The following is a 17,094-nucleotide window of genomic DNA, read 5'->3' as shown; positions in this document are numbered from 1 at the left end:
GCGTCGCTGACCCCGTGCTTGCGGCACAGATCGGCAACCGATACCCCGGCCTCATGTTCCTTCAAAATTCCGATGATCTGCTCTTCAGAGAAGCGGCTACGTTCATGTCCTGGTCCTCTCGATGGGCCAGAACGAACTTCAAACCGGATTAGATCAGAGGGGCAAGGTCACCTGGAAAGGCCGCTCGCTGCCTCGCTTGTGCAGCGATCCAAAGCGCAACACGTGGCCCTTTGCGAGTTCGTATTCCTCGTTGGATAGTGTCCCACCTGTGCGAACCACAGCCAGTTCCATAGGCTCGCTTGCCACATGCAGGCTCGTTTGATCCGGGTCCCGTCTAACTTCGGCCCAGCGTTCTGTCGTCTTGATCACTGCCACGGCGTGACCGAACGCCTCGTGATCAGCGAAGGTCTTTAACGTCAGGTCGTCATGAGACGTGTGTATTTTCAGCGGTCGGTATCCCAATACGCTGCGCGTCTCGACAGAGCTGATTTTCTCGAGAGGATCGCCCAGAACATTTCACCGAATATTCCATTGCGCAAGAACGCCGCACGACGGTTGGTGACTACAAGCGTCCCGTTGCGCCTGCGATCAATCCCTTACCCAGTATCTTGCCTATCCACCCGTCGAGATGCGCTGAAACGATCTCGCCAGGCTGCGCCTTCTTCATTCGAAAGTAATCGATGTGCCGCATGTCCGACCTTCACTCGTTCAGCTCAGAGGCAGGCGTTCTAAAAAATCGGCGTACCTGCCGGCTCATCCCTGACAGAAACCGCATTTGCATCACCGTCTCTGCTTAGGCGGTAGTTGTTTCGGTAACGCAGGAACAAATGCTCAACCTGATCGACCCGGAAATACCGCTCGGCAGCGGTCTTGCTGGTCGGTTTGTCCCGGCGGGCAAGCTCGTCAGAGACGTCCTTTGGGATCAGGTAGACGGCCCTGCCGTTTGCCGAAGCCGGGAGCAGAATAACGATGGCAAGCCAATCGAACTGATCGAAGTAGTAGTAGGTGACGTAGGCCGGCCCCGGCTTGAACGTTCGGGATTTGACCGAAACCCGTTGCGGCGGATATCCGACCGGCTGAGCGATGACGTCATACCCAGGCCAGTTGTCGGGGACTTTCAGCGCCGGCACGCCGGCAAGTGTCAGTTCGGCGGCAACGACCATCTCGCAGGCGTCGCCCATCTGCTTGGAGGTATAGGGTCTCGGTTCCAAACTCATGGGCATTCAGTGCGAGAGATGTTCTGGATTTCCGGTGGCCCAACCTAAACGAAGCCGTTGAGCGCTCTTTAGAACCGTGACGATGGATTGGTCGGGTCGAGCCAAGATGCCGAAAAGACTGACAAACCGTTCGAAGTCAGCGAACCACATCCGGGAGATGGAGAACGATTGCACGATCATCGCCGCTTCATCGGTCTTGAACCGCTTTGCCTCCAGCAATGCCGATGCGGTCCGATGCAACAGCTGATATCGCACGTCAGACGGGGGGACCGTGTCCAGGCCCAACAGATCGCATATTTGAAGCATACGCAGGCGCTTGCCATCAGAGGGTTCTGCGAACCACTCGCCGACTGTTGGCCCAAATGGTTCGTTGACCTTGCCCTCGATCGCGGCGGCGCATGTCTCTTCGCCAAAGCGTATTAAGGCAAAGACGTCGCTTTGGCTGTCGCGGCCCCCACCAGCTAACGGCACCTTGTGTTCGGGAAGCGCAACAAGCAATTCAGCTGGTTTGTCGAACATTGCAGCGACTTCGGAAGGAAGGCCGCTCGCCTGTTCCCAGCTATGCGCAAGCGTTCGCGCCGAATACCCTATTCGCCAATGCTTGGCGGGATCAGCCAAGAACGCCTGCCAACTATCCGGCCCCGAGCTGGGAACGTAAACACGCGACATACCGAGAAGCCTCCGAACTACCTGAGGCAGGGCTATCATGGTCAGATCACAACTCAGTTGATCGGATCTGTAAAATTGGAGGCTTTGGCCAGCACGTAGGCTTGAGGTCGGGCATTTGCAGGGCAGCGAAGGAGCGACCGTGCTTGCAATCCCACTTCAGCAGGCTGACTGGGTCTCACCTGGCGGCGGCATCGTCACAAGCATGTTGCGCCTGGCGCATCCTCCCAAATCAGAGACCGACCGCGAAAGAGTGGCAGGTTACTGTCTTGGAACCTTCGAACGAACATGCTGAAAGGCTTGACGGCACGAACTACGCACGTTGAGCTCGTTCGATATTCTTCCAGCTCTCGGGAGGTCGAGTATTTACGATGAACGTTGCCGGCAGCCGGGCATGGATAGGCCCGGCCGCAGCAAATGTCCAACGCGCACCAGATCACCGAACGCCGAGCGGATTTGCGGCCAAGGAAATTCGGAGCATTCCTCCCATGCCTCGCCCTCGCGCAACACCGCATCGAGCTTGCCCGCCACACCGGCGAGAGTGGTGGCGGGGGTCGTTGAGAACGCTTGCAGCAGATCTTGCATTTTCTCGCCAGCCTCGCGCTCGGCCCTAAAGGCGGCGGTGTAGCCAGTTTCCTCCGCAGCCGCATCCCAGCGTGCCTGATGCGCCGCGAAATCAGCTTCGGCCTTATCGCGGAGCGCCGCCATATCCGGCGCTTTGTGCTTGCGCGGCGATCCCGCCTCGGCAATGCCTAAAAATGTCTTGCCTACAGCATGAAGACGGTCCGCAAGGTTGGGCGCGGCGATCTCATGAAAGCCGTCGTCCCGGATTCCGCGCGTAGAACCACTGAACAGCCTAAGTAGTTGGGCTGGCTGGGATGCGCGACACCATGCGAATTCTCGAACAGGGCGCCGTTCCTCGCCAGTATCTGCAGGTAGCGAGCCGCGCTCGGCTGCGCGATCTGTTCGAAAGAATGATTTTCGATAACAACGACGACGATATGGTCGTACCTCGGCGGCGCGCCGGCCATGGCGGCAGCTCCACGATCCAAGAGAATGCCAACGGTCAGAACAATCAACCTCTAGAACCGTTGTAGAATATCCCTAGTCCGCTGACACATGCTCATTCCCCTCGACGCGGTAGATGCACAGCGTGTTTACTCAGCCGGCGCGGTCTATTCTGCCAATGTACGACAGGCCTCTTCTCTCAGCATCTCTTGACTAAGGATGGCCTGGAACTGCTCCGCCTGTGACGCTTCTGAAGAACTGCTCAAGCTCAGGGGACAATCGGTAATTGTTCATGTTGCTAAGCACACTTTGCAATATTATCGACCTCGTACCCCAGGCCAACTTTTGCAAGCTATAGCTAATCTCAGCGAACAACCAGTAGTCACGGGGGGTACCGACGCTTGGTTTTCGGAAAACCAACCCGTACTCATCATATGAATATGTCCGGTCAGATAGTATAATGTCATCACACTGCCGCGCGAACAGCAGTATCTCACGGTCAGCGATATAATACTTAACATCGCCATTACAAAACGCTCGCAATCCGGTATCGTGATCGCTATATGTTTTAATAATTTCGACATCAGGACCCCCGCCATTGCCGTCAGAACACTTCGCCTTTCCATCAGAAAAATTATCTTTTGCCTGTCTGACCACTTGCTCGAATTGACCGAACTCACCCGCCCGAAGCATCAAATCTATTCCGTCGCTCTGAGCTGTGGTGTTACCCACCATCCCGACAACGGCCGGCCTCTTAGCTCCCGGCTCACAGCCACGATTTTCCGAATCCTGTCGCCTTGATGCGATGGAGATGCCGGTGACATAGATGGGGAACGAGAACGCGTATTTATTCAGCCGTTCCTCAGTGATGGTGTCGGCTCCGCACAAAAAATCAACTTGATTGTGATCCAGCGCCAACAACCGATCGCCAGCAGTCACCTTAACGACCCTTACACCCATACTCGGGTTTCTAATCCTCATGTCGTCAAGGATATCTTTGCATATAGAGACGGAGTAACCGTCATAGCTTTCCAGGCTCGAGGCGCAGGAAGAATCCTTACAATACGAAAAAGGTTTTGCGTCCGGTCGCACGCCGATCTTGATTTCCTCGGCGCAGCCCTGGCCAATTACGCTGATCCAGGTGACGCAAACAAACAACAGCCTCATGTAGCTCCCAGGACCCCTAATCAAGGCACCGCTGCGACCTGACCTCTGTCTTCTTCTTCGACTTTTCGTCTGCCAACGCATTGTCGTACTTTTCGAACTTCTCAACGAAAAAGCAAAAGAACAGGCTAAGTGAAGTCGATGCAAGAAAATGCTGCATGATATCGTGCCTAGCATATCGCCCGCTCACGACTGACCCCAAATCCACCAAGATGGCATCCACGAACCCCACGACCGTTGCGTAAACGAGTGCACAAACAATTCCGATCGCCATAGTATACCGCATCTTCAGATTATCATGCCAATCCGCCACAACAAAAAACAGGCCGCAAAAGGCGACGCCCGCGAGCGCTTGCATGGATGGCATGAGACCGTAGGTGAACCAAAACGCGGACAGCGCGCTTGCCGCCAACCAGCCCGTCACAAAGGAGATCTTGGCAATGTAGACCACATAGTAATAGAGCTGACAGGCAAACACAGCAAAAATTAGTGGCGCGATGCTCGCTGTCGCATATCGAGAAAAAGGCAGGACCTGCCATGGGTCCCACCTGTCGGTCTCCATAAGTGTAACCCTCACCGACAGCGAATTGCCTATGGTGATCGCGAAAATCAGAACGACTTGCAGAGTAGTGATGGCTGCATCAACGGTCGACGCGGGAAATACATTAAGGAAGTAGCCAACTGCTCCGCTCGATTTAAGGAGCTGTGGGTCAGCCGGCTGATCGATGGTCCTCAGGAGCGCAAGCCCGGTCGCAGATAACAACATGGCGACCGGCGTCCCAAAAATGATAGAGCCTACGAAGCTGTCCCATAAGGTATCCCTGGCGTCCTGTCTCAGATGCGCGATCACACGCCGCGCAGCGAATTGATGGTCCGGAATTTGTACATCATTTTGCGAAATAAATAGCAGCGCAAACACGGAGAACAAGTTGGCTTTCAATACCGATGATTCTGCGACAACGGCATCGATCGTGTCGATCCGGTCTTCAGTGTCCTGGTCGTTGTTCGTTTCGTGTTCGCCGTTGGTAATTGCTTTCAAAAGGGCCGACGTCTTATCAACAAGAGTCCTTTTGTCACCCTCCATGCCAGATACAAAGTCATTCACAGTTTCAATATTGAGCTGATTCCACAGAGTATCTCCCGATTCACCAGTGACCGAGGGTAACAGGACGCCGATGGCATAGATATTATGCAGAAGTTCTTCCAGCTTTTCCTTAAGTTCGTCGTCCTGGCAGACTTCAATTTGCTTGGTGATTGCCTTCGCGGTTCTCTTAAGCGAATCACTGACTGATTTTGGGAAATGCTCGCTATACGGAAAGTTGCTCAATTTGGTGAGCACACCATAAATCTCTCTCGGTATTCCAGCCAGACGGTGCGCGAGACCCCGAATTCGAGATTCGATCTCGGCAAACATTTCGATAGATAATACAACAGAGAATGCTGCCGATACCGCTAACGGAACAGCATATGAGTCAGCACTGGCGGGCTTCGCAGGAAATCCTGTGCCGATAAATGGCTCAAGGTCCTTGCCGACATCGACAATCTTACCGTAAAATACAACACAAAAAGAAAATATACCTATAATTATTGCGAGATAGAACAAGAACCCGAGGGCATACTGGCGCTTCCCACCAAGAGAAGCCAGCTCTACGCCCCTTAATAGAGGATACCGCGAGTATTTATATGCGTACGCGGGTTTGGCATAGCTCTTCCACGCCTGTATCGCGAGATTGACGACAGCAAGCAGCACGATCCCCCAATAAAAGAGGTCAAATCGGAACATACTATTTATTGCAGTTCTCGATGTTTGGATTGCAAGGACCCGCATGTGATCCTTGAACTGCTCCCAGGCAGATTAGTGCGATCATCGAAGCAAGGCAAATCCAAGGAAGGGATACTTTTCCTCGTTTAAACATACGCTTGACTCCTCCAGGTCGCGTTCGAATTGCCTAATATAGTACAAGCTAACAGGAAAGAGAAGCACCACGGCCTGCGGGGCGCCGAGCCTAGTCCGCGAATGTCGATGGGCTGGTCTGAGAGTGGGTGGCGAAGATGTATCGCAGTGTGTGCCGCGTCACCTGTCTTATCCTGGCGGCTGCCCGCGCGGCGAATGGCGCGGTTCAGCTGGATACCGAGAGCGGTGCGACAAAGGTTTCGCCCCAAAACCGATCCACCTTGGGGTAGCATCATAGGCCGCAGCTGCCCTCTCCTACCAGCCGCAACGCTCGAGCAGGTGCTACGAAAGCATCGCATGGCTGCGTTAGAGGCGTGTCGCGTTTTAAGGGATTCAGGATTGAACGAAGCCGCTAGCGCGGCATTTGGCGGATCGGTTTGCGGGTGACGCTTCTGTTTTGAAGGATTGCAGCTGTTGAAGTGCAATCTCGAGAACAGGAGCAATGAGATGGTCGGGTTGAGCTTGGGGTGACCGGGTATTGGGCAACGTTTCGGCAATCGTTCGCGGTCATGGCGTTCGTCTCCCAAAACATGGCTGAACTTCGAGACGCGCCCCATTACCTTGTGCGGCGTGCATCGCGAACCTCACGCGTCGCTTTCATGAAGGACTGGTAGTTGGAAAGAGCGAGGTGAGCGCATTTGCTTCTTTTCAGCTGATCCACGCATTTGCGCCAACGACGGTATCGGATCGCGTTTGAACCGCACGGGATAGTGATCGGCCAAGCGAACCCTCAAGCAGTTGCACGCCGACCTGATGAGCCTCGGCTATGACGGCTCCTACAATCATGTTGCGGCATTGCCCGGGCTTGGAAAGCCGATCGGCCAAGGGAACTGCAGGCGTTGGGCCGCGGTACGAATGCAATAGCACCCATTCTCTTACCCTTTGACGTCCGGTGGAAACGTCTCCTGGACTGCATCGACACTTGGGTGACCGGTGCCTTAGTTTTGGTGTTTTTTCGCAGGTCGATCTATGGTCGTGTGAGGCAGTCAGTGCACGTGTGGAGGGCGAAATGGCGGAATATAGTATCTTGAACGTGGTAGCCCTCATCCTTGGTCCTGCAGTGATCGCTGCAGCCGTCACGGGTGCCACCAATCTCTGGCTTAAGAACCGCGAGGACACCCGTACTCGACTGGTCGCGGCCCTGCTGCTTGCCGCCCATCTAGAGGATTATACCTATGCGTGCGCGACATTCACCTTCATGAGCCATGAAAAACGTCGTTCGCTTAAAGAGAAAGCGAGAATTCCTTTGCTGAATGCGTGGCCGGCAGAAGTGTCCTGGGGGAGCTTGCCCGCTATCCCGGCATCCCAGGCGGCCGGTCTTCGTATGGAGGTCACAATAGCAATCGGGATCATGGACGCCACGTCAACTGAAGGCGAACTAAGTGTCTGGCAGGGGCGTCGCCTTCGGTGCGAGTTGGGTCTTCAAGCTTGGCAGGCCGCGCGAGCGCTTCGTCGAGAGGTAGGTTTACCGCTGATCCGTCCAGAAACCCTTCGTTGGAACATCATAGAATACCTTTGGGTCGAGTACGGAAAGGCAGTTCGCGAACTGCGGACCAGAGGGATGTGGAATTCACAGGAAGAACCGCTAATCTTTCCAGATCTCGGTTACTCGGCTGCTGTCACGTCTTGATGCTGAACACAGCACTTTTTTGCTGCCGACGTCGCCGTGGTGCCAGTGCATCTTGCCGTGAATGACATACCCGCGGCTCACCAGCTTGTGAACGGCCACATCCCCGTGGTCGCCGAGCGGGACCGGGAACGTCGTCGGGCCGCTGCGATACGGGCTGTCGGCGCGCTTTGAGACGATCCCCTCGAGGCCCGCCTGGTCGGCTAGGTAGAAAATCGCCTTGGGATCGCCAGGGATGGCCTCGCTGAACTGGATCCTGCTGTTCGGCTTGATGATGCCGAACAGAAACTCCCGGCGGGCCTTGCGCAGGGACAGTTCCGACCCGGCAGCAAACTCTTCCCTTCATATTTCTGCCGCCAGATCGGAGCTCCGATCGCCCCGCTTCGTTCGTTCCTACGGCGACGCGGGGGCGCCGTCCTCGCTATCGGTTGAGTAGCCACAGAACAAACGAAAGCCCGATGCTGATCAGAATCGCGGTGCCGATCGGAGCATAAGACGTGAAGGTCTCACGTTGGATCACGAATGTGCGCGGCCTGCACTGCTTCAGATGCTCGGAGGCGTCTATGTCTCATCACCAATGCGTCCGAATGCCGTTCTCATCGTTGACAGTCGCCGAGAATACACCAGTTTGATCTGAAGGCACGTCGCAGGTTGGCGCCCGCAAGCACCTGAGCCGGCGACTATTTTGATGAAAGACGGTCGAGGACAACTCCGGATGGAGGCGTGCTGTCGCAGCGACCAAATTGCAGTGTCGCCGGGCCTCGCCAGAGCGTGTCCATCCTTCTCCGGCTCGCGCGTTGGAGGATGGCAGATCGCCGGCTCTATCCTGGTGGCGAGCAGCAGACGTTCGCAATGGCCGGGCGCTCACAGTTTCACCCAGCTGCTGGTGATGAACGAGGTGAGGCCCGCCGCGCCTCGTTGTGGGTCGGCTGGAGGATGTGCTCGCCAGAGCAGGCTTGACAGTTCTGCTGGAGGGGGCGGGTTTGTCCGCCTCTGTTCGCGGGTATGTGCTCGAAGGTCAGATTGTTCGAGCTCGTCGATGACCGGGTCGTTGTTCGCCTGCCTGGTACATGATTTCGTGACGATCTGGGGGCAGGCGTTCAAGGCAGATGTCAGTTCTCGTGCCCGAAGATGGCGGCGCCGGCCGACATTGGCTGTTCAATCTGTTCCGATGGATGCAAATCGGTCGGGTGACGGTTGAACCAATGACGCTGGAGATCACAGTCGGACCGCCGCGTCTGGCGATTAACCAGGGACGCAGCTTCCTTGTCACCGAACCGGATGGCCAGATCGCCTGGCCCACTTATAACGGGTTATATGCGTCTGACACACGCCTGATATCCAGCTGGCAGATCTTTGCCAATGGGCAAGCATGGGACCTCCTCAATTCCGGAAACATCGCCTACTTCGCCGCCAAGATCTATCTGGTCAATCAGGGGTTCGCGACGGAAACGAACCATGTGCCAGCAGGCAGCCTGGGGCTGGTAATCGGCCGCGCCTTGGATGGGGCTGCATGAGGATTTTGAACTCGTAAACCACGGGCAAATGTCAGTGCGCTTCAATTTGGAAGTTGCCATGCGCAGCGACTTTGCCGATCTTTTCGAAGTCAAGGCCGACGCGATCGTCCGCCGCGGACGTATTACCACGGAATGGCTGTCCAGAGCGGCGAGCCTTCGCCCTCCTACGTGAATCGAGACTTCAAGCGAGACGTCATTGTCAAGGTCCGCCGGATGGCCTCAAAGCCCGTCTATGCCAATGGCCGGATCAGCTTCGATATCAAGCTCGAACCGGGCGCGAAATGGCATGCTTGCCTTCTCTATGACTTTGGCAATGGCGAGACAATCTATCGCGCGCCGCGAGTCTGCATTGACAAATGCCTCGAGTCGAAAACTGCAAAACGCCTCGCCGGATGGCAACGCAGCATCTTGAAGTTCAACTGTTCCAATGGCGAATTTCACCGCTTCTACCATCAGGCGGTAGAAGACATGGCCGCGCTGCGGCTGCCGATCGAAGGAACGGACGAACTGGAATACGTGCCAGCCGCCGGACTGCCCTGGTTCATAAGCCTGTTCGGTCGCGACAGCCTGATAGTCTCTCTGCAGAATGCCTTGGTCTACCCAGATTTTCGCGCGGGCGCCTTGGACGTTTTGGGGCGATTTCAGGCCACCGAACGCGACGACTACCGCGATGCGGAACCGGGAAAGATAATGCATGAGCTTCGCACCGGCGAACTCGCCCATTTCAATTTGATCCCCCATACGCCCTATTACGGCACGGCCGATGCTACGCCTCTGTATCTTATCGTGCTCCACAACACTTGGCGTTGCACCGGCGACGCGGGCCTGCTCGAACGACACATCGCAACGGCAGAGAAGTGCCTGGATTGGATTGACCAGTATGGGGACCGTGACGGCGACGGTTTCCAGGAATACGAAACCCGCTCGGCTGCGGGGTACGAGAACCAGAGCTGGAAAGACGCCGGTGACGCTTTGGTTTATCCCGATGGCACCCTGGTGAAGGGACCCAAGGCGCTGTGCGAATTGCAAGGCTATGTCTATGATGCTTGGCAGCGTATGGCTGAAATCTTCGATGCCAGAGGCGATGGCGATCGTGCCGGGCAGCTTCGCCTCAAAGCTAAGAGCTTGTTCGATCGATTCAACCAGGTCTTCTGGGACGAGGCATCCGGCTTCTATGCATTCGCGTTGGATGGCGACAAGAAGCCGGTGCTCAGCGTCGCTTCCAACCCCGGTCACTGTCTTTGGTCGGGAATTGTCCCACCCGACCGAGCCGCCAGGGTGGTGCATCGGCTGATGAGGCCGGATATGTGGAGCGTTTGGGGAATACGGACACTTTCGGCCGATCATCCGGCCTACAATCCACATTCCTATCAACGCGGCTCCGTCTGGCCGCATGACAACGGGCTGATCGCGCTCGGCTTCCGGCGCTATGGCTTTTTTGTGGAAGCATGTCGCCTTTCTCGCGACGTGAGCAGCGCCGCAATCTACTTCATGCAACATCGAATGCCAGAGCTGTTCGCCGGGTGCCGCGAACGCCCACGACTTTCCCCGTGCAATATAAGGGAGCGAACGTTCCGCAGGCATGGGCGGCCGGGTCCTGTTTTTCGCTTCTGCAGGCGATCATCGGCTTTCAGCCCGACGCTCCAAATGGCAAGCTGTACATCGATCCCAGGCTGCCTGACTGGATAGACGAACTCACCTTGAACGACTTGCGCCTGGGCAAAAATCGCCTCGAACTCCATTTCTGGCGCGTCGGTGCCGAGACCCGCTGGCAAGTGACCGACGGCGATCCTTCACTGGTGGAAGCGCGAAGTTGTGCCACCGGCCCGAACTTGCGCTTGGGCTGCGTCTGAGGTTAGCTCCGGCGGAACCATCTGCCTATTTTCAGGCCCTACGTAGAGGGCCGCGCGTCTGCTCAAGAAGAGCAACATGAACCCGGACCAGATCGCTGCCACGCCGTTTTGCGTTGAAGGTTGCGATGGTGATCATTCGTCACCCAAGCCGATCCGCTCGATTTTGCAACTCCGCCGGTTGCCGTGACAAAGCTCCCTTCGCCCGGCTTGGAAGTGCTTAGCTGTCGTCCTTATAGGACTTGGCGGCTTCATCGATCTTACGCCAATCGTTTCCGTGGCGCCGTACAAGCTCTCTCGCCTGGGCTGGCGACACACTTTGCGTTTCAACGATGTGGTCCACTTCCGTCTCCTCGCCTTTCAGGGGACGCGAACGAGGGCTCGTTGGCTGTCTGGCCGTTGGGTTCTTTGCATCTCGTCTGGGCATGAGTGGACCTCTCTTGGAGCAGAGTAAACGGTCCGGCGCGGCGAAGGTTTCGCCACGCCAGCGCGTTGAGCAGTTTCGCCGATCGCCTCCTGGCTTCCCCTTGCAGCTCTGACCGTACGTTGCAGTGCTTTCGGACCCAAATGACCTACACCGCGTTCTTTGGGAGCAGTGTTTTGCTTCGCAATCTGATGGAAAAATCCGACGTCCCTGCTGCACCGCAGACAGCTCCAGGTGCCGAAGCGCGCTTTCCGTACGATCGCGCGGCGGTTGAGCGGTTTCGACAGACATTCCCGCGCGCCAGGTGGAGTGACGAGCGCAAAAGCTGGTTCGTGCCGGGAAAGACTGCAGCGCGGCGGATCCAGCGCTGGCTTGCGCAAGAGGCGGATCTACGAGGAGCACATGATGACAGCAAGGGACGGGATGCCTTCGCCTTCGATCCCCTGTCGAGCCGCTATCTGGAAGTCGCGGACGACCTGCGCATCCGCACGCCATATTCGCGGACGGTTCTCGAGGAACTGCAAGCCGTTCCATGGGCGAGCTGGGACGACGAACTGCGGGCCTGGAGGGTGCCTTTCCGTTCTTACGAGGAGTTGAGGCGCCATTGGCCAAGCATCGAAAGGGCGGCAGGCCGCGCAGAACCGGAGGAGAGGAAACGGCGACGGGAAGCGTCCAAAGACTCCGAGGAATATAAAGCCGCTAGATTGCGGTATGCCGAACGCAGGCGACGTCGTTATCCATTGCCTGCTGACGATTTACCCCGGCTTGGCCTTACCGTGGCGACGGAGCAATACGGCATCGTCGTCTTCACCGAGATTTCGGGTGAACTCGTCGACGCCTCGGAGTTAGCAGCGTTCTATCCGCATTTGATCGAGGCGAAGGTCGACCATGTCTGGGGCAGATGGCGTCCGGCCACGTTGGCTGAATTGATTAGAACATGGCCCGCTCGGCGTGCTGCCGGGTTAACGGAACGGCAACGAGGCTGGTGGCAGCCAACGCTGCCCGAGCTCAGGATCGCTCGCCAAAAAGCTCGAAGCCTGGCGCGAAGAAGGGCAAAGCTTGTGTGATCGTTCTAGCCTTTCAGGCTCGGCGCTTCCAGCGTCTGTCCGGCTGCCATTGTGATTGAAATGTCCCCCGATCGGAGCCTCCCATGTGCAACGATAGCAAACAACATATGGCCTGGCTGAATATTACCGGATGATAGCGCCGCTGGCCTTGATATCCCGAGCCTGAAAACGAATTTGACTTGCGCTTAGGCGCACGACACCCGCATTGACGAGCCGGCTCCAATAACCAGCGTTGCAGGTAAAGCCCTCGAGCGGCTTTTATGACGTTGGAAGCCGGACCTAACGGTGGGCCGGTGTTCAACTTCCGCTCCGAGGGAGCCGTCACTTTGGGAACAGCAGGCGATACCTGTTTCTGGCGTCGGCGTTCCTCGAACTTGCCGGAGCCACGTGCCTGAACGCGAACCAGCCATTTTATGGCCATCGCCGGACCGAGAGGAAGTCCGTCGCTTCGCTAACACGTGGTTGGGCGGGCGCGCCAAGGTCATCGCTGAAATGTTAAAACCATTTCTGTAGAATTGACGCACACAAGGCCGATCCGAGGCCAACTGGGAGTGCATACCCCAGCTGGAATTGTGCGGAACCGTACGAAGTCGATTGCAAGCAACCAACCTGGTTGGCCGGGCATTAATTTAGCAAAGCGTGAATTAGGAAAGCATCGGGAGGAACACCATGCTGCACGTTAACATGCCCCGTGAATTTGAGGTCGGCGATGAGGTTGCGCTAGCAGGTATCGTCATCGCGATTCTCCCCAGCGGGCGCGCCAGGGTGAGCATTCCTTCGTATGACCATCCTTATACGATTGATCCGCCACCCAAAGTCCGCGCCGGCGACCGAGTGGTTCTTGTTGGGGACGTCACCCGCATCGATTGCGGAGGGAACAAACTCACTGTGCGCATTGACTGCGGCGGGGTGATTACTGTCGACAAGTCGGCGATCACTCGGCTGAGAAAGCATCGCCGGACTTCAACGGGTTAACGCTCCGGCGAGACAACAGCCGGTGTCGGCGCGGGGCATCCCGCTCCACGGGAACTTTCTCTGCAGCGAGCGGTTGGTCGCCGGTCAGACGCGATGGGCGCGCCGGCTCGTATCCATTATGGAGATCACAGGTTCGTCCCGCCACCGATGCCCGCAAAAAGTCTGCTTCGGTGCGTCGCGACGGAACTGGACGACATGGTTGCGGTGGAGTAAGCGCCCTCCCCTGGGTTAACAACCGGTCGGTGACGGCGCCACGGCCACATCGACAACAACCGCAACGGCAATAAAGTCGTCGCTGAAAGCCTGCAAGGTGTCTGTCACGACACAGCGTGCCGGCAAAGCTACGCCCTCGCGACAGGGATTCGTTGTAAGCTGACCAGTCGGCAACGCCGGCAGATGAGCGAGAACTTACGCTTGATATTGGTCTCGATCAGGCTCGACGTTCGGTCCTCGAAAACCGCCGACTACGAGTCGAGGTCGTAGGGCTGATGGCCCAGCTCGTTGTGATGAAGCGCCTCTGCCATACACCTGATGTCGAACGCCTGGCCGCACGCCGGGCAGACGACGAAATACTCCTCCTCCCGAAGTGGCAATGCGTCGTGGTCTTGAGGGATGACGATGTCATTGTATTCGTCGGGCATTGGGTCCTCCGGAAACCCGCCCGCTATGCTGGAACGCCTGCCAGCAGGATTTGTTTCAAAGTTATTGCGCCTAATGAAAGGCCGGATGTCCGGTTTCGGCAGCGATGCTAGGCTCACCCGCAACGACGACGCAATGCCGCTCAGGATCAGCTCACGTCAAGAGCGACCGGAGGGGTCTCCAAGCAGGGAGCGACGCTAGGCATTCCGGCAATAGGATGCGAGAAGGTCTGGAACTCGAAAAAGCCGGTGGAGGTGCCGACAAGCACCACGGCGGCGGGTAGTGGGTCAGTTTGAAATTCCGGTTAGGATGGGTGACCGAAAACAATCAAAATAAGCGCCATCACACCGAAGGTGCCGATAAAGACCATAGCGCCATATGCTATTGTACGACGCGCCATCTGGAAGCGGGGTGACCGAAATTGAGCATGAAGCCTGGGATCCCGGTTTCCCGTTCACTCGCTTCAAGGAAGGTTGTGTTCATCAATTGAACCATAGAAACCTTCTCGCAGAATTATGCTTGCGAGTGAGATGAACATAGCTGCGAAGCTCAGCGCCAATACAACGACGCAGGCTGTTACTGGTATAAACAGGTGAGGATTGTCCGCCCATTCGTACTTCAATTTTCCTCGCTCCGCCTTTTCTAGTGACCGCAAACCATCGGCTTCTCTGCCTGCCATGAAGCCATTGATCGTGATATGCTCACATGACGCAGAATTCTATCTGATCCTCAGCCATATCCTTGCGGTGGACGGCTTTACCAGTGCGCTGGCGAGCAACGTCGATGAAATCCTCCACATGACTACTGAAACGCCGGTCCACGCACTGGTGCTGGACTGCCGGCCGGACAACGACATGGTGCAGAGCTGTAGCCGGCTCACGCAGGATGCCCGCACCCCCCCGTGGTCGCTTTGATCGCGCCCGGTGCCGAGACCCAGCATTACGCGCTCCTGAAGTCAGGAATCGACGAAAGTTTTGTCAGGCCGCTGGCGCCGGCAAAGCTACTTGCCTACCTGCATTCAAGGCTGGGGACCGGCCGGCAATCCGGATTGCGACCGCAAGACACTAGGTCGCTAACTTGCGCTGTCCAATCATCCATTTGCTAGGAGATCTGGGCGCCCAATTTCGTGGCCGCCGAATAGGGTTTTACCGAATGCGACAGAGTTCTGAAAGACATTTGGTGTCTCTGGGCTTGTTCAAGCCCAAGGAGAACCCATGGCTTTCGAGTTGCAGACAGCGCGCCCTATTCGTGCGGCACAGTACCTTCGCATGTCGACTGAACATCAACGCTATTCGCTGGAGAACCAGGCGATGGCCATTACGGAGTACGCGGCGCGGCGCGGATACACTATCGTCCAAACCTACGAAGACGCTGGGAAAAGCGGCCTGAGCATAAGAGGTCGCGACGGACTGAAGCAGTTACTGGCCGATGTCGTGACTGGCCAAAAGACTTTTTCGGCAATCCTCGTCCTTGACGTCAGCCGCTGGGGCCGCTTTCCGGATACGGACCAGTCCGCTCATTACGAGTTTCTCTGTCGTGATGCAGGCGTCGCGGTGGAATATTGCGGCGAACAATTCGAGAACGACGGCAGCATGGTGTCTGCGATCCTCAAGAATATGAAACGGGTGATGGCAAGCGAGTACAGCCGCGAGCTATCCTCAAAGGTCTCCAGAGCGCACCTGCAGCAGGCTCGTCTCGGATTCAGCCAGGGCGGACCTGTGCCCTACGGCGTCAGGCGACTGTTGCTGGATAAAGATGGCGAGCCCAGATGCCTTCTCGGCCCTGGAGAACAGAAAGGGCTCGCTGGCGACCGCGTTCTCCTTGTGCCCGGCCCGCCAAACGAAATCGAGCTTGTGAGGCGCATCTTCAACATGTTTGTTGTTGAAGGGCAGAGCATGGCCGGCATATCGGTTCGTCTGAACAAGGAAGGAGTGCCCTCCACATACGGCTATGTGTGGACGACCGGGCGCGTCGCATCTCTTCTCAAAAGCGAGTTGATGATAGGCTACTATGTCTACAACCGAACGTCGCATAGTATGAGCAGCCAATCAAAGCCCAACACTCCCGATAAATGGGTCCGAATCCGGGTCATGGAGCCCATTGTAACGGTTCAAATATTCCGGAGGGCGCAACTCGCAAGGGGAAAACGCGGATACACCTATACAAAGCCCGAAATGCTCAAGAATCTGAAGCGGCTATTGAAAGAGAAGAAACGACTCAGCCTCACCGTGATCAATGCTTGTCCGTATACTGCGTCAGGACAGTGCTATGTCCGGCTTTTCGGCAGCTTGAAGGCGGTCTATGCGGCGGTCGGCTACGTACCGGATCGGCGGGGAGCTCTGCGAAAGTACTCGAACGAAGAGCTTCTAGACGGATTTCGGCGGCTGCGCGCCGCTCACGGGCACCTCACATTGTCGCTGATTAATGCGGACTCCGCTCTGCCCATATACCGTGTGTTCAAAAAGCGGTTTGGCTCGATGGCCGCGGCCTATACGCTGGCTGGCTTTCCAGGGCTGGAGTCGGAGCTAAAGCTGAGCGCGCTAGCGCGTATACGGCCCAGTGGCCCGGAAAGGCTCCGACGCGACGTCTCAAATGCTCAGGGCAAAAAAGGCGCATGACAAGAACAGACCGAAGCTGCGGCTCTTCAATGAGGAGCCCCGACTCTGTTTGTCACGGAGCTGTCCCGCCGCTCCCACCTGATCTCGTCTAGCAGGCTTCTCTGATTGGGGTCATCGAGGTCAAGCTCCTCCTGATAATCGACCGGACCATGTCGCCCCGCGGGTCACGCGCTTCTCTTCGCGGTCGACGTTAGCCCGCCGCATGATGGGGTCAGTAGAGCGACGCGTCTCAGTTCGTTGAACGTAAGCGCGAATTTCCCTGCACCTGTTGAGTGCTCTGATGCATGAGAAGCTATGCGGGGGAGCGGCGAGGTGGCACCACGTCGTACGATCAACCCGAAGGATAGACTATCATGTCCAAAGTCGAC

Annotated in this window: 16 protein-coding genes and 1 pseudogene; 9 read left to right on the top strand and 8 right to left on the bottom strand. The window is 56.8% G+C overall.

Annotated elements, in window-relative coordinates; all coding sequences use genetic code 11:
- From NKH17_RS32320 to NKH17_RS32305, 4 genes are all read right to left on the bottom strand, one after another.
- Nucleotides 1-149 (bottom strand): transposase (locus NKH17_RS32320; protein WP_352973433.1); only part of this gene is annotated, 149 nt, incomplete at its 3' end.
- A 579-nt stretch (nucleotides 150-728) separates the two neighbouring features.
- Nucleotides 729-1,163, bottom strand: coding sequence for a hypothetical protein (locus NKH17_RS32315; RefSeq protein WP_352902074.1), 435 nt, complete (start codon nucleotides 1,161-1,163; stop codon nucleotides 729-731).
- 60 nt (nucleotides 1,164-1,223) lie between these two features.
- On the bottom strand, nucleotides 1,224-1,835 hold the full coding sequence (locus NKH17_RS32310; protein ID WP_352972522.1) for a DUF6946 family protein: 612 nt from the start codon (nucleotides 1,833-1,835) through the stop codon (nucleotides 1,224-1,226).
- Between the two features lie 414 nt (nucleotides 1,836-2,249).
- On the bottom strand, nucleotides 2,250-2,591 hold the full coding sequence (locus tag NKH17_RS32305; protein WP_352902070.1) for a hypothetical protein: 342 nt from the start codon (nucleotides 2,589-2,591) through the stop codon (nucleotides 2,250-2,252).
- Nucleotides 2,592-2,761: 170 nt separating this feature from the next.
- On the opposite strand from NKH17_RS32305, the gene NKH17_RS32300 reads away from it, so the two are divergent.
- Nucleotides 2,762-2,980 carry a hypothetical protein gene (locus tag NKH17_RS32300; protein WP_352902068.1) on the top strand — a complete coding sequence of 73 codons (219 nt, stop codon included), beginning with the start codon at nucleotides 2,762-2,764 and terminating at the stop codon, nucleotides 2,978-2,980.
- 124 nt (nucleotides 2,981-3,104) lie between these two features.
- Here the strand turns inward: NKH17_RS32300 and NKH17_RS32295 are convergent, their stop codons facing one another.
- Nucleotides 3,105-4,058, bottom strand: a complete 954-nt coding sequence (locus NKH17_RS32295) for a transporter substrate-binding domain-containing protein (RefSeq protein ID WP_352902067.1) — start codon at nucleotides 4,056-4,058, stop codon at nucleotides 3,105-3,107.
- A 16-nt stretch (nucleotides 4,059-4,074) separates the two neighbouring features.
- Nucleotides 4,075-5,838 carry a hypothetical protein gene (locus NKH17_RS32290; protein ID WP_352902065.1) on the bottom strand — a complete coding sequence of 588 codons (1,764 nt, stop codon included), beginning with the start codon at nucleotides 5,836-5,838 and terminating at the stop codon, nucleotides 4,075-4,077.
- A 1,180-nt stretch (nucleotides 5,839-7,018) separates the two neighbouring features.
- Here NKH17_RS32290 and NKH17_RS32285 point away from each other — a divergent pair.
- Nucleotides 7,019-7,639 carry a hypothetical protein gene (locus NKH17_RS32285; protein WP_352902063.1) on the top strand — a complete coding sequence of 207 codons (621 nt, stop codon included), beginning with the start codon at nucleotides 7,019-7,021 and terminating at the stop codon, nucleotides 7,637-7,639.
- A 418-nt stretch (nucleotides 7,640-8,057) separates the two neighbouring features.
- On the opposite strand, the gene NKH17_RS32275 is transcribed toward NKH17_RS32285, so the two are convergent.
- A complete protein-coding gene (locus NKH17_RS32275) occupies nucleotides 8,058-8,156 on the bottom strand; it encodes a DUF2905 family protein (protein ID WP_352902061.1) in 99 nt (32 codons plus the stop codon).
- Between the two features lie 589 nt (nucleotides 8,157-8,745).
- On the opposite strand from NKH17_RS32275, the pseudogene NKH17_RS32270 reads away from it, so the two are divergent.
- The 5 genes and pseudogenes from NKH17_RS32270 to NKH17_RS32250 all read left to right on the top strand — a co-directional run bounded on the left by NKH17_RS32270 (nucleotide 8,746) and on the right by NKH17_RS32250 (nucleotide 13,469).
- Nucleotides 8,746-9,325, top strand: a pseudogene (locus NKH17_RS32270) (glycogen debranching N-terminal domain-containing protein).
- Complete coding sequence (locus NKH17_RS32265; protein ID WP_352902060.1) at nucleotides 9,286-10,842, top strand: amylo-alpha-1,6-glucosidase; 1,557 nt, start codon at nucleotides 9,286-9,288, stop codon at nucleotides 10,840-10,842. Before NKH17_RS32270 ends, NKH17_RS32265 begins: the two are co-directional and overlap by 40 nt.
- An 11-nt stretch (nucleotides 10,843-10,853) precedes the next feature.
- Nucleotides 10,854-11,006 (top strand): hypothetical protein, encoded by a 153-nt coding sequence (locus NKH17_RS32260; RefSeq protein WP_352902058.1) that lies wholly within the window; start codon nucleotides 10,854-10,856, stop codon nucleotides 11,004-11,006.
- Between the two features lie 612 nt (nucleotides 11,007-11,618).
- A complete protein-coding gene (locus tag NKH17_RS32255; protein ID WP_352902077.1) occupies nucleotides 11,619-12,494 on the top strand; it encodes a hypothetical protein in 876 nt (291 codons plus the stop codon).
- A gap of 669 nt (nucleotides 12,495-13,163) precedes the next feature.
- Nucleotides 13,164-13,469, top strand: coding sequence for a hypothetical protein (locus NKH17_RS32250; protein ID WP_352802035.1), 306 nt, complete (start codon nucleotides 13,164-13,166; stop codon nucleotides 13,467-13,469).
- Nucleotides 13,470-13,933: 464 nt separating this feature from the next.
- Here NKH17_RS32250 and NKH17_RS32245 read toward each other — a convergent pair whose 3' ends face one another.
- Nucleotides 13,934-14,110: a hypothetical protein gene (locus NKH17_RS32245; protein ID WP_352479403.1), complete on the bottom strand. Its 177-nt coding sequence runs from the start codon at nucleotides 14,108-14,110 to the stop codon at nucleotides 13,934-13,936.
- Between the two features lie 675 nt (nucleotides 14,111-14,785).
- Between NKH17_RS32245 and NKH17_RS32240 the strand changes: the two genes are divergently transcribed.
- A complete protein-coding gene (locus NKH17_RS32240) occupies nucleotides 14,786-15,022 on the top strand; it encodes a hypothetical protein (protein ID WP_352902054.1) in 237 nt (78 codons plus the stop codon).
- A 300-nt stretch (nucleotides 15,023-15,322) separates the two neighbouring features.
- Nucleotides 15,323-16,726, top strand: a complete 1,404-nt coding sequence (locus tag NKH17_RS32235) for a recombinase family protein (RefSeq protein WP_352902052.1) — start codon at nucleotides 15,323-15,325, stop codon at nucleotides 16,724-16,726.
- Nucleotides 16,727-17,094 lie beyond the last annotated feature (368 nt).

It is taken from the genome of Mesorhizobium sp. M1334, from assembly GCF_040317995.1.
Taxonomy (GTDB): Bacteria; Pseudomonadota; Alphaproteobacteria; order Rhizobiales; family Rhizobiaceae; genus Mesorhizobium.
This window is presented reverse-complemented; position numbering and strand designations above follow the sequence as displayed.

Coding starts and splice junctions, on each gene's coding strand:
- NKH17_RS32315 (WP_352902074.1), bottom strand. CDS start 1,163: ATGGTCGTTGCCGCCGAACTGACACTTGCCGGCGTGCCGGCGCTGAAA.
- NKH17_RS32305 (WP_352902070.1), bottom strand. CDS start 2,591: ATGGCGGCGCTCCGCGATAAGGCCGAAGCTGATTTCGCGGCGCATCAG.
- NKH17_RS32300 (WP_352902068.1), top strand. CDS start 2,762: ATGCGCGACACCATGCGAATTCTCGAACAGGGCGCCGTTCCTCGCCAG.
- NKH17_RS32295 (WP_352902067.1), bottom strand. CDS start 4,058: ATGAGGCTGTTGTTTGTTTGCGTCACCTGGATCAGCGTAATTGGCCAG.
- NKH17_RS32290 (WP_352902065.1), bottom strand. CDS start 5,838: ATGTTCCGATTTGACCTCTTTTATTGGGGGATCGTGCTGCTTGCTGTC.
- NKH17_RS32285 (WP_352902063.1), top strand. CDS start 7,019: ATGGCGGAATATAGTATCTTGAACGTGGTAGCCCTCATCCTTGGTCCT.
- NKH17_RS32265 (WP_352902060.1), top strand. CDS start 9,286: ATGGCTGTCCAGAGCGGCGAGCCTTCGCCCTCCTACGTGAATCGAGAC.
- NKH17_RS32255 (WP_352902077.1), top strand. CDS start 11,619: ATGGAAAAATCCGACGTCCCTGCTGCACCGCAGACAGCTCCAGGTGCC.
- NKH17_RS32250 (WP_352802035.1), top strand. CDS start 13,164: ATGCTGCACGTTAACATGCCCCGTGAATTTGAGGTCGGCGATGAGGTT.
- NKH17_RS32245 (WP_352479403.1), bottom strand. CDS start 14,110: ATGCCCGACGAATACAATGACATCGTCATCCCTCAAGACCACGACGCA.
- NKH17_RS32240 (WP_352902054.1), top strand. CDS start 14,786: ATGAAGCCATTGATCGTGATATGCTCACATGACGCAGAATTCTATCTG.
- NKH17_RS32235 (WP_352902052.1), top strand. CDS start 15,323: ATGGCTTTCGAGTTGCAGACAGCGCGCCCTATTCGTGCGGCACAGTAC.